The sequence below is a fragment of the Kribbella pratensis genome (assembly GCF_004365355.1).
Taxonomy (GTDB): domain Bacteria; phylum Actinomycetota; class Actinomycetes; order Propionibacteriales; family Kribbellaceae; genus Kribbella.
The window spans coordinates 1,642,687-1,654,683 of record NZ_SODP01000002.1 but is presented as its reverse complement, the minus strand read 5'-3'; the positions used below and the strand labels follow the sequence as shown (position 1 = coordinate 1,654,683).

Here is an 11,997-nt window from a genome sequence, read left to right as displayed (position 1 = left end):
GGCTGGGGGTTAGAGCCAGTTTTCGCGGGCGGCGTGGAGGGCTAGTTGGAAGCGGGTGCTGGCGCCGGTGCGGTTCATCAGGCGTTCCAGGTAGCGGAAGAAGGTGCGGCGGCTGATTCCGAGGGTGCGGGCGATGGTGTCGTCGGCTGCGCCGGTGGCCAGGAGGGCGAGGAGGCGGCGTTCGATCGGCTCCAGGCGGTCGTCCTCGGTGCCGACCGAGGCGTGCAACGGCAGCGCATTGCGCCAGCACAGCTCGAACATCCCGATCAGTGCGGTCAGCAGGCTGCTGGGCCGGATGATCAGCAGTGAACGGTTCACCTCGGTGTCACGGACCGACATCGAGACGTAGGCGATCGACCCGTCGATGATGGTCAGCTTCGCCGGTACGTCCGGCAGCACGCGAGCCTGCTCGCCCGCCTCCACGCACGGAAGGATGTTCTCGGTCAGGTAACCCGGCACCTCGACGGACTCCGGCGAATACACGACCCGGTAGGCGACGCCACGCTTCAGGTGGTCGATCTCCTCCTGGTTGGGGCCGCCGATGTAGTACGGCGGGGAGTCGATGGCCAGGATCTCGCGCTGTGCGCCGCCCTTGATCTGGTGGATCCGCTCGACGATCGCGCTGCCGGTGACCACCTCGATCAAGTGGGTGGTGGACTCGTTGTGCACAGTCCGGCGGAACTCGTCGTACGCGTTCAGGACGTCGATGCGGGCCTGCTTAAGCTCCGACTCGCGGCGCAGCGTCAGGGCCTCCAGACCGGCGTCCGGGGGCACCGGCAGGTAACGGGAGTGGTCCGAGCCGGACCGCCGGGCCAGACCGGCCTGCACGAGTCCGCTCAGCACGGAGTCGATCGGGTGTTCCCGGTCAGGGACTGCGTCGTCCAGTTCGGTGATCGACGACGGTCCGGTCCGCAGCAGGTGCTGGTAGACCTCGATCTCGTCGTCGTTGAGCCCGAGCACCTTCAGATGGCCGGCACGCTCCGTGTCGGTTGTGCTCACGTTGCTCCCCTCCCTTCCCAGTGCTGTCACCGTCCGCTACCGTCCCTCAAGCGTAGATGGGGCGGTCCAGCGCCGTCGGCACGGTCCGTGTCGACGTGTATGCGTCCAGCGAGATTTGTTGTCCAATCAACATTCTTGTGCCGTGTCACCATCTGGCCACCATTTCCGCGCAGTTGTGAGCGAGAATTGAGGTCCAGCAGCCCGGCGACGGACCACCTGAGCGCCGCCGGGCTGCTGTTCCAATTCTGGCCTCTGTTCGCTGTCTCGTCAGCGGAGCCTGTTTCGGTTGGGTCTCGATCCCGGCGCATCGGTGCCCTCGCACTTCCGTGCCATCACCGGCTGTGCTGAAGGGTGTACAAACTGTGGCATCTCCAATCGTGAGGCCGATGAGGAGGAGAAGCCCGATGCGACCGGTTCCGCCGTGTGCCGCAGCCGCTCGTGTCGATGCTGCCGTCCCCAGCGCGCTGGCATCTTTGCAGGGATTCCAGCCGCCGCTGTCCTCCGCCGGCCTCCGGTCCGTCTCCACACCTGCTGCGCGCACCTGCCGGCGTCCGCAGCCGCTCTGGGGACGGATTAGAGGCGCGATGACCGCCGCCCTGGTCATCGTGCCGGCCGATCCGGTACGGCGTGCGTCCGCTTCCGCCCAGCGTGGACGTTGCCCCGGATCGACGGTGGGCCCCCGGAAGGTGCAGACCGGTGCTCCGTGGATGGTGAGGCTGTCCATGGGGAGCGCGGATGTGATGTTGCGCGTCACGTCCTCCGCCCGGCTCGCTCCGGCCAGGAAGCATCTTCCGGGGTCCCGCCGATAACAGTGCTTTTCGGCCTCGCCTCCGGCTCGGCGTGGTCATCGGTCAGGTCTGGTGTGGCAGGTCACGTCAACTTCGCGTCGGTGCGTAGCGTCGTACCCATGAATTGACCGCGATTTGACTTGGCTGCAAGGCGTTTTGGTCGTCGCTGCCTGTCAAATGTATATTCCGGATAACGATCGGCGAAGGACGACTCAGGTGTTACTGATGCAGTGTCGTACGGGGTTTCGTAGCCGTCTGTACGTCGTTGCTCACTAAGGAGGACCGCTGTGTCGTCGGCGTTGAAGCCGATCCGCTACTCTGCTTCCCGGTCTGCGTGGCACGCCGCCGTACCCCGGGCGGCAGTCGCCGAAACCCAGGTGCCCGGCCATCGTGGATCCAACTTTCCGGCAGAGAGAGGCGTCGCCTGAATGAACGCGACTAGCGTCGACGAGGAGTTCAACCCGTCGGTGCACGTGTACGAACCACACAAGGTCGGCCTGCCGGCCCTGCGCCCGTACTTCAAGGCGCTGTGGCAGCGGAGAGAGTTCGCAGCGGAGATGTCCCGGACCAACATCCGGGGTGCGCACACGAACACCTTCTTCGGCCAGGTGTGGCTGGTGCTGAACCCGCTGTTGCTCGCCTTGGTCTATTACCTGCTCACCGACATCATCGCCGGTGGCAGCACGAAGGTGGACGCCGGTCTGCGGTTCGCTCACATGTGCGGCGGCCTGTTCGCCTTCTACTACTTCTCGGGTGCGATGACGGCCGGTGCGGCCAGCGTGGTCGGCGGCGGCAAGCTGCTGATGAACCAGTCGTTCCCGCGGATGCTGCTCCCGCTGTCCGCGGTGCGGACGGCGTTCTTCCGCTTCCTGCCGACCTTGGTCGTGTACGTCGCGATCCACGTCATCGTGGGGCTGAAGCTGCACTGGCAGATGCTGCTCGCGCCGGTGTTCCTGGTGCTGCTGACGATCTTCGCGGCCGGTATGGGGATGATCTTCGCCGCGCTGCAGGTGTACTTCCGGGACACCACCAGCTTCCTGCCGTACTTCGTGCGCATCTGGCTGTACATGTCGCCGGTGCTCTGGTTCGCCGAGCAGGCGCCGGCGAAGTTCAAGGGCTTCATCCAGTACAACCCGCTCTACTCGCTGCTGGGCGGCTGGACCGACCTGCTGGTCAAGGGCCACATCCCGGAGTGGAAGATGTGGGCGGGCGCCGTGGTGTTCGCGGGAGCCGCGTTCGTGATCGGCTCGTTGTTCTTCATGTCGAGGGAGCGTGAGTTCGTTGTCCGTCTCTGAGACCGAGAAGAAGCCGATGCACAAGAGCCCCTCGGACATCCCCGCCGTCAAGGTCCAGGACGTGTCGATCACCTACCGGACAACGTTCGAGCGGGTGCCGACCTTCAAGAGCGCGATCATCCGGCTCGGCCGCGGCGAGCGCGCCGTCCGCGAGGTCAAGGCCGTCCAGAACGTGTCCTTCGACGTCAACCACGGCACCACGATCGGCATCATCGGCGCGAACGGCGCCGGAAAGTCGACGCTGATGCGCGCGGTGGCCGGCATCCTGCCGCCGACATCGGGCCGGATCGAGGTGCACGGCCGGGTCTCCACGCTGCTGTCGCTGGGTGTCGGCTTCAACGCCGCGCTCTCTGGCAAGGAGAACGTGGTGCTGGGCGGCCTGGCGGCCGGCCTGAGCCGCAAGGAGATCGAGGCGCGGTACGAGGAGATCGCCGAGTTCGCCGAGCTCGGTGACTTCATGGAGATGCCGATGCGGACGTACTCGTCCGGCATGTTCAGCCGGCTGGCGTTCTCCGTCGCGGTGCACATGGACCCGGACATCCTGCTGATCGACGAGGCGTTGTCCGCCGGTGACGCGTCCTTCAAGACCAAGGCCGCGGCCAAGATGGGCGAGCTGGTCTCGAACAGCCGGACCATGTTCCTGGTCAGCCACGCGATGAGCAGCGTCCGCGAGATGTGCAACGACTGCATCTGGCTGCACAAGGGCAAGCTGATGATGCGCGGCGAGCCCAACGAGGTCATCCAGGCCTACACCAAGTTCCTGCAGGTCGGGGAAGAAGAAGCCGTCTCACTCGAGGACCTCTGACCGATGTCACGCAGCTCGGCGCCGGACGTGGGAATCATCACGACCGGTCACGACGTGGCCGACGCGCGCCTGCACAAGATCACCGCGGCCCTGCAGAACCGCGACCTCACGGTCGAGCTCTGGGGCCTCGGTGAGGCCGCCGGCGGGCCGGCGGGTGCGGTCGTGCACGCCGGACCCCGCGGCACGATGGTGCACCGGCTGGCCCGGACCGCCGTGCTGCCGTGGCGGACCAACGCGAAGGTCGTGATGACGGTCGATCCGGACATGATCCCGATCGCCCGTCTCGTCACCGGCCTGCGGCGGCGGAAGCTGGTCGTCGACGTCCACGAGGACTACGAGCGGCTGCTGGCCGACCGTGCCTGGGCCAAGGGCCCGGCTGGTCTACCGGCCCGGTTGATCGTCCGCGCCGGTTCGAAGCTGGCCGCGGGCGCCGATCTCACCGTGGTCGCCGACTCGCATCTGGCGCCGCACCAGGCCAAGCACCGCCTGGTGGTTCAGAACCTTCCTGACCACGGCTTCCTGGCTCCGGCCCCGGCGACCGGCGCTCCGCGCGCTGTGTACGTCGGTGACCTCCGGGAAAGCCGCGGACTCTTCGACATGGTCGAGACCGTCGCTGCGGCGCCGGAGTGGTCCCTCGACCTGGTCGGGCCGGTCGCACCGTCGGACCGGGACAGGCTCGAAGCCCGGATCGAGGAGCCCGAGCTGGCCGGCCGCGTCCGGCTGCACGGGCGCCAGCCACCCGCGGACGCCTGGCGGATCGCGCAGGGTGCCTGGGCGAGCCTTGCCATGCTGCAGCCGACCCCGGCGTTCATCGAAGCGATGCCGTCCAAGATCTACGAGTACCTCGCCAGCGGTCTTCCCGTGCTCTCCACCCGGCTGCCCCGGCAGACCAGGGTGATCGAGGAGTCCGGTGGCGGAGTCCTGGTGGACTCGGTGGCGGAGGCTGCCGAGACCCTGCGGCGCTGGTCCGCGGACCCCGGTGAGCTGGAGAAGTTGCACGACCACGCGCTGCAGTGGGCAGCGGAGCACCTGCCGACCAATACGCCGTACGACGACCTGGCCGACGCGATTCTCAATCTTTTAAGAGGAAGTGCATGACCGACCGCCCTCACCTGTTGTACGTCGCCTGGGGCTTCCCGCCCTGCCGGGGCGGCGGTGTCTACCGGGCACTGGCCACGGCCAACCGGTTCGCCGCGCTCGGCTGGAAGGTGACCGTGCTGACGGCCGACCGCGACACGTTCTTCCGGTTCACCGGTGCGGACCTGACTCTCGAGGAGCGGGTCGACCCCTCCGTCGAGGTCGTCCGGGTGCCGTTCGAGTGGCCGATCCTCGAAGCCGACCTACGCAAGTGGTCCAAGCGCCGGGCGCAGAACCCGAAGCTGTGGAGCAAGTGGCGCACCAAGCAGGACCAGATCCCGTTCCCGGAGACCGGGTACGGGCCGTGGCGCTCGGTGATCGAGAAGGCCGCGGAGCGGATCCACAAGGCCCACAAGGTCGACCTGACCGTCGCCACCGCGAACCCGCATGTCGCGTTCACCGCGGCGTACCACCTGCACAAGAAGTTCCAGGTGCCGTACGTGATGGACTACCGCGACGCGTGGCTGCTGGACGTGTTCACCGGCGACCGGCTGCACGAGCCGAACAGCCGCGCGGCCAAGTGGGAGAAGAAGCTGGTCGAGTCCGCTCGCGAGGTCTGGTTCGTCAACGACCCGATCAAGGAGTGGCACGAGAAGCTCTACCCGGCGCACGCGTCGAAGATGCACACGGTCGCCAACGGCTTCGACCCCGACCTGGTGCCCGACACCGCCGACCGCGGCGCGGTCACGGACCGCCCGCTCGTCTTCGGGTACGTCGGCACGGTGTCGCCGAAGGTGCCGCTGACAGAGTTCGTCGAGGGCTGGAAGCTTGCCAAGGAGCAGTCCGAGGAGCTGGCCGGCGCGAAGGCCAAGATCCACGGCTACCTCGGGTACTACGCGCAGCCGCGGGCCGACATGCTCGCGACGATCAACAGCGCGTCCGAGGCCGGGGTCAGCTACGAGGGTCCGGTCGGCAAGGCCGAGATCGCCAAGGCGTACGACGAGTTCGACGTGCAGTTGCTGATGCTGGGCAAGGGGCGGTACGTGACCAGCGGCAAGGTGTTCGAGTACCTCGCGACCGGGTTGCCGGTGGTGTCGGTGCACGACCCGGAGAATGCGGCGTCCGACGTACTGCGGGGTCATCCGTTGTGGTTCCCAGTGTCGGACGTGACGCCGGAGGCGATCGCGGCGGCGCTGATCGAGGCGGCGCACGCGGCGCGGACCGCGGACGAGGGGATCCGGGCGAAGGCGCGCGAGTTCGGTGCGTCGTACCGGCGGGACCTGCAGCTGGATCCGCGGATCGAGTCGCTGGCTGCGTCTGTGAAGGGGGTTGCGGCGTGAACAACACCGTCGTCCTGCTGTCCACGCGGCGGCTTCCGCCGACGTACTTCGACCAGGTCCGCGAGGATCTCGGCGACCCGAACATCGTCATCGACGTCGTCGGCTGGGTAGCCCCGTCGGCGTGGGTCGCCGACAAGGTCAACACCTTCACCCTCATCGGCCCCGGCCGCATGCCCGCCCAACCGGCCCCCGACCCGGAGCCGGCCGCGGAGGTGTCGGAGGAAGCTCCCGACGCCGTCATCGCGCCGGAAGCGGTCGCCGATCCGGAGACTGTCGTCGCCGACGAGGCAAAGATCGCCCCGGCTGCCGCCGAGGTCGCCGCAGCCGAGCCGGCGCCGCAGTCGGCACCGCAGCCGTCGCCGCAGTCGAAGCCCGTCTCGAAGCCGAAGCCGACCGGGGCCAAGCGGGTTGTCAAGGCTGTGGAGTGGCGTGCTCGTAGGGCTCGTAAGGTTGCCGGTCGGATGTTGCCTAAGGCAATTAAGACGTCGGCGCCGGTGAAGTATCTGCGTGGGCAGCGGGCGACGAACGATCTCGGGAAGAACTACTGGGAGCGTGTGCTCAGCCGCCGCGACGTGATGGCGACCATCGACAAGGCCGACGTGGTGGTGGCGCTGGATGCCGGTGCGATCTGGGCCGGCTGGAACCTCGGCCAGCGGAAGTCGAGCACCCCGGTGGTGCTCGGTCTGCCGGCCGCCCGCCGTGAGTTCGACCAGTTGAAGGCACCGGCAGGTAATGGGTGACACGACGACGATGACGATCCGCGAGCACCTGCCGGCGCCGCTGGCCCGGACCGCGGGAGCGGTCCGGCGGCGCCTACGGGGCTTGCGGTACTCGTTCGCGCAGCTGCCGGCGTTCCCGCCGGCAGCGACGACGCCGGTGCGGATGTGGGTCGGACCGACCAACTCCGCCGGTCAGGGCCACGCTTGGGCACGGGCTGCTCAGACCCTGCCGGACGTCGACGCCGTCTCGTTCACCCTGCAACGCAAGGGCCAGTTCGAATTCACCAACGACTACGGCGTACCGCTGGCCTGGTTCGGCCAGCCGCGCTGGCAGCGCGCCCAGCAGCAGCACATCCTGTCGAACTACACGCACGTGATGGTCGAGTCGCTGCGCCCGGTCTTCGGCTCCCGCGGCTACCCGGACGCGACCCCCGACATCGAGGCGATGCTCGAGAAGGGCATCAACGTCTCACTGCTCTTCCACGGCTCGGACATCCGCCTGCCCAGCCGGCACGCCAAGCGCGAGCACTGGTCGCCGTTCACCCCGGGTGACGAGCTGACCGAGCGGCTGGAGGCGCAGGCACGCCGGCACGCCGAGCTCGTCGAGTCGCTGAAGCTTCCGGTCTTCGTCTCCACGGTCGACCTGCTGGACGACGTACCGAACGCGCAGTGGCTGCCGGTCGCGATCGACCCGGCGCCCTGGCAGCAGGCGGCCCGGCCGCTGTTCGGCCACGCCAAGCCCGTCGTCGCTCACGTTCCGTCGAACGCGAAGCTCAAGGGCACCGCGGAGATCGACTCCGTCCTCACCGCGCTGCACGACAGCGGACAGATCGAGTACCGGCGCATCACCGGCGTCCCGCACAGCGGCATGCCGGCCGTGATCGGCGACGCCGACATCGTTGTCGACCAACTCCGGATCGGTCTGTACGGCGTGGCGGCTGCCGAAGCGCTGGCTGCCGGGCGGATCGTCGTTTCGTACGTCGGTGACGGTGTGCGTGACCGTGTGCGTAGTCTGGCCGGGCGAGAGGTGCCGATCGTGGAGGCGGATCCCCACACCCTGGGTGATGTCGTCACCGGTCTGATCGCCGATCGCGACGCCGCTGCCGAGCGGGCGGTTGCCGGTCCCGGCTTCGTCACGGAGCTGCATGACGGACGCCGCTCGGCCGAAGTACTGAAACCCTGGCTGACCCAGAAGGAGACCCTGTGACGTCCCGCATCGCGCCATCCGCCGACGTCGACGACAGCGCCCAGATCGGCGACGGTTCGTCGGTCTGGCACCTCGCGCAGATCCGCGAGAACGCCGTCCTCGGCAAGAACTGCATCGTCGGCCGCGGCGCCTACGTCGGGACCGGGGTCCGGATGGGCGACAACTGCAAGATCCAGAACTACGCGCTGGTGTACGAGCCCGCCTCGCTCGAGGACGGTGTGTTCATCGGACCGGCCGTCGTACTCACCAACGACTACTTCCCGCGCGCGGTGAACCCGGACGGTTCGCCGAAGAGCGGGCACGACTGGGAACCGGTCGGGGTGACGATGAAGGAAGGCTGCTCGCTCGGTGCGCGCAGCGTCTGCGTGGCCCCGGTCACCATCGGCCGCTGGGCGACCGTCGCCGCCGGTGCGGTGGTGACCAAGGACGTGCCAGACTTCGCGCTGGTCGCCGGGGTTCCGGCTCGTCGGCTCAAGTGGGTCGGCAAGGCCGGAGTTCCGCTGCTCGACGTCGGGGACGGCGAGTGGAAGTGCCCGAACACGGGCGAGATGTACATCGAAACCGACGGGCGGCTGCGGCCGGCCGAAGAAAACCTGGAGGAGAACTGATGGTGCAGCCGATTCCGGCCGCGAAGCCGATCATCGGGAAGGAGGAGCGCGAGGCCGTCGACCGTGTCATGCAGTCCGGCATGCTGGCCCAGGGCCCCGAGGTAGCGGCGTTCGAGCAGGAGTTCGGCGCAGCGCTGGTCTCCGGCCGTGCGTGCGTCGCGACGAACTCGGGCACGTCGGGTCTCCACCTCGGCCTGCTGGCCGCGGGCGTCGGACCGGGTGACGAGGTCATCGTCCCGTCGTTCACCTTCGCCGCCACCGCGAACAGCGTCGCGCTGACCGGCGCCACCCCGGTGTTCGCCGACATCGAGCCGACGTACTTCTGCCTGGACCCGAAGGCGGTCGAGGCAGCGATCACCGAGAAGACCAAGGCCGTCATGCCGGTGCACCTGTTCGGCCACCCGGCCAACATGACCGCGCTGCAGGCGATCGCGGACAAGCACGGCATCCAGATCTACGAGGACGCCGCGCAGGCCCACGGCGCCACCTGGAACGGCGCGCCGGTCGGCACCTTCGGCGAGTTCGCGATGTTCAGCCTGTACCCGACCAAGAACATGACGTCCGGTGAGGGCGGTATGAACTCGGTCGCGAACGCCGAGATCGAGCGCCGGATGCGGCTGTTCCGCAACCAGGGCATGCTCAAGCAGTACGAGAACGAGGTCGTCGGCCTGAACAACCGGATGACCGACCTGCACGCCGCCATCGGCCGGGTGCAGCTGACCAAGGTCGGCGGCTGGACCAAGCAGCGGCAGGAGAACGCGGCCTTCCTGGACGCGAACCTCGCCGGTGTCGGCATCCCGGCCGTGGCCGCCGAGGCCAGCCACGTGTACCACCAGTACACGATCCGCGTGACCGAGGACCGCGACGGCTTCGCGAACGCGCTGCGGACGGAGTACGGCGTCGGCTGCGGCGTCTACTACCCGATCCCGAACCACCGGCTCCCGTCGTTCCAGCGCGAGCTGGACCTGCCGGAGACCGAGAAGGCCGCGGCCGAGGTGCTCTCGCTGCCGGTCCACCCCTCGCTGTCCGAGGACGACCTGAACCGGATCGTGGCCGCGGTGAACACCGTGGCGAAGGCGGGTGCGTGATCATGGCGAACCTGCGTGCGGGCCTGATCGGCCTGGGCATGATGGGACGGCACCACGCTCGCGTGCTGGCCTCCCTCGAGGGCGTCGACCTGGTCGCGGTCGCCGATCCGGGCGGTGACAAGTTCAACGTGGCCGGCGGTCGTCCGGTGCACGAGAACATCGAGCAGCTGATCGCCGAGAAGCTCGACTACTGCATGGTCGCGGTGCCGACGCAGTACCACGCCGAGATCGCGAAGGCGCTGGCCGAGGCCGGCGTGCACGCGATGATCGAGAAGCCGCTGGCCGGCTCCTCGTCCGAGGCGACCGAGATCGCGAAGGCGTTCGAGGCGGCCGGGCTGGTCGGCGCGGTCGGTCACATCGAGCGGTACAACCCGGCGCTGCAGGCGCTGCGGGTGCGGCTGGAGGCCGGCGAGCTGGGTGAGACCTACCAGATCACCACGCGTCGGCAGGGCCCGTTCCCGGCCCGGATCGCCGACGTCGGCGTGGTGCTCGACCTGGCCACCCACGACATCGACCTGACCGCGTGGGTGACGCAGTCGCCGTTCGTCACGGTGTCCGCGCAGAGCGCCCACAAGTCGGGCAGGCAGTACGAGGACCTGATCGCCGTGACCGGCAAGCTGGCCGACGGCACCGTCACCAGCCACCTGGTCAACTGGCTGTCCCCGATGAAGGAGCGGCTCACCGTCGTCACCGGTGAGAAGGGCGCGTTCATCGCCGACACCCTGACGGCCGACCTGTCGTTCCACGCGAACGGCACGGTGCAGACCGCGTGGGACGACGTCGCGCACTTCCGCGGCGTCAGCGAGGGCGACATGATCCGGTACGCGATCAGCAAGCCCGAGCCGCTGAAGACCGAGCACGAGGCCTTCCGCGACGCGGTCCTGGGCAAGGAAGCCGACATCGTCACGCTGCAGCAGGGTCTGACCACCGTCGCGGTGGCCGAGGCCGTGATCCAGTCCGCCGCCGAGGATCGAACCATCAAGGTCGCTGGGGAGTCTGCCTAGCATGAAGGTTCTGAGTGTTGTCGGGGCTCGCCCACAGTTCGTGAAGCTGGCGCCGGTTGCGGAGGCATTCGCCGCGGCGCAAGAGCAGCATGGGCACCAGCACGTGATCGTGCACACCGGGCAGCACTACGACAAGAACATGTCCGACGTGTTCTTCGCCGACCTGCGGATCCCGGACCCGGACGTCCACCTGGGCGTCGGGTCCGGCAGCCACGGCGTCCAGACCGGCGCGATGCTGGCCGCGATGGACGCCGTACTGGACGAGCACAAGCCCGACTGGGTGCTGGTGTACGGCGACACGAACTCGACGCTCGCCGGTGCCCTGTCCGCGGTGAAGATGCACCTGCCGGTCGCGCACCTCGAGGCCGGCCTGCGCTCGTTCAACCGGCTGATGCCGGAGGAACACAACCGGGTGCTGACCGACCACGCGGCCGACCTGCTGCTCGCCCCGACCCAGGTGGCGATGGACCACCTGGCGAACGAGGGCCTGACGGACAAGTCCCGGCTGGTCGGCGACGTCATGACCGACGTCTGCTTCCGGGTCCGCGACGCGGTCGGGGACAAGCCGCTGGACCTCCCGTTCAAGCAGGGTGAGTACGTCGTCTCGACCATCCACCGGGCCGAGAACACCGACGACCCGGCGCGACTGGCCGCGATCGTCGACGGTCTGGCGGCGGCCGGTTCCCCGGTGCTGCTGCTGGCCCACCCTCGCCTGGTCGCGAAGTGTGCGGAGCACGGCATCAAGCTGGAGCGCCCGGACGGTTCCCTGCACGTCCGCGAGCCGCTGGCCTACCCGGAGATGGTCGCGGCCGTCCTCGGCTCGGCCGGTGTGGTGACGGACTCCGGCGGTCTCCAGAAAGAGGCCTTCCTGCTCGGCCGCGTGTGCACCACGCTGCGCACCGAGACCGAGTGGGTGGAGACGCTCGAGGACGGGTGGAACGTTTTGACATCCGACGTGAGTAAGCTGCCCGAGTTGGCCGCACGGCCGGCTCCCACGGGGGAACGCCCGATGCCCTACGGCGACGGCCACGCTGCTGAGCGTGTCGTCGCCACTCTCGCGGAGTAAC

The 11,997-nt window shown here is 68.4% G+C and carries 11 protein-coding genes; 10 read left to right on the top strand and 1 reads right to left on the bottom strand.

Annotation, left to right across the window (positions count from 1 at the left end; all coding sequences use genetic code 11):
- Window positions 1-9: 9 nt before the first annotated feature.
- A complete protein-coding gene (locus tag EV653_RS24625; RefSeq protein ID WP_134106039.1) occupies window positions 10-999 on the bottom strand; it encodes a helix-turn-helix domain-containing protein in 990 nt (329 codons plus the stop codon).
- A 1,216-nt stretch (window positions 1,000-2,215) separates the two neighbouring features.
- Between EV653_RS24625 and EV653_RS24620 the strand changes: the two genes are divergently transcribed.
- Genes EV653_RS24620 through wecB form a run of 10 tightly spaced genes read left to right on the top strand, consistent with a single transcriptional unit; the run spans window position 2,216 to window position 11,996 of the window.
- Window positions 2,216-3,082, top strand: coding sequence for an ABC transporter permease (locus tag EV653_RS24620; RefSeq protein WP_134106038.1), 867 nt, complete (start codon window positions 2,216-2,218; stop codon window positions 3,080-3,082).
- Window positions 3,069-3,887, top strand: coding sequence for an ABC transporter ATP-binding protein (locus EV653_RS24615; RefSeq protein ID WP_238160050.1), 819 nt, complete (start codon window positions 3,069-3,071; stop codon window positions 3,885-3,887). Before EV653_RS24620 ends, EV653_RS24615 begins: the two co-directional genes overlap by 14 nt.
- A 3-nt stretch (window positions 3,888-3,890) precedes the next feature.
- Window positions 3,891-4,985 carry a glycosyltransferase gene (locus EV653_RS24610; RefSeq protein WP_134106037.1) on the top strand — a complete coding sequence of 365 codons (1,095 nt, stop codon included), beginning with the start codon at window positions 3,891-3,893 and terminating at the stop codon, window positions 4,983-4,985.
- On the top strand, window positions 4,982-6,304 hold the full coding sequence (locus tag EV653_RS24605; RefSeq protein WP_238160048.1) for a glycosyltransferase: 1,323 nt from the start codon (window positions 4,982-4,984) through the stop codon (window positions 6,302-6,304). The genes EV653_RS24610 and EV653_RS24605 overlap by 4 nt, the downstream gene beginning before the upstream one ends.
- Entirely contained in the window at window positions 6,301-7,044 is a 744-nt protein-coding gene (locus EV653_RS24600; RefSeq protein WP_134106036.1) for a hypothetical protein, read from the top strand. The genes EV653_RS24605 and EV653_RS24600 overlap by 4 nt, the downstream gene beginning before the upstream one ends.
- Window positions 7,037-8,230 (top strand): hypothetical protein, encoded by a 1,194-nt coding sequence (locus EV653_RS24595; protein WP_134106035.1) that lies wholly within the window; start codon window positions 7,037-7,039, stop codon window positions 8,228-8,230. The genes EV653_RS24600 and EV653_RS24595 overlap by 8 nt, the downstream gene beginning before the upstream one ends.
- Window positions 8,227-8,838 carry an acyltransferase gene (locus EV653_RS24590; RefSeq protein ID WP_134106034.1) on the top strand — a complete coding sequence of 204 codons (612 nt, stop codon included), beginning with the start codon at window positions 8,227-8,229 and terminating at the stop codon, window positions 8,836-8,838. Before EV653_RS24595 ends, EV653_RS24590 begins: the two co-directional genes overlap by 4 nt.
- A complete protein-coding gene (locus EV653_RS24585) occupies window positions 8,835-9,926 on the top strand; it encodes a DegT/DnrJ/EryC1/StrS family aminotransferase (protein WP_134106769.1) in 1,092 nt (363 codons plus the stop codon). The genes EV653_RS24590 and EV653_RS24585 overlap by 4 nt, the downstream gene beginning before the upstream one ends.
- Before the next feature lie 2 nt (window positions 9,927-9,928).
- A complete protein-coding gene (locus tag EV653_RS24580) occupies window positions 9,929-10,930 on the top strand; it encodes a Gfo/Idh/MocA family protein (protein ID WP_134106033.1) in 1,002 nt (333 codons plus the stop codon).
- A 1-nt stretch (window position 10,931) separates the two neighbouring features.
- On the top strand, window positions 10,932-11,996 hold the full coding sequence (gene wecB / locus EV653_RS24575) for a non-hydrolyzing UDP-N-acetylglucosamine 2-epimerase (protein ID WP_134106032.1): 1,065 nt from the start codon (window positions 10,932-10,934) through the stop codon (window positions 11,994-11,996).
- Window position 11,997: the final 1 nt, after the last annotated feature.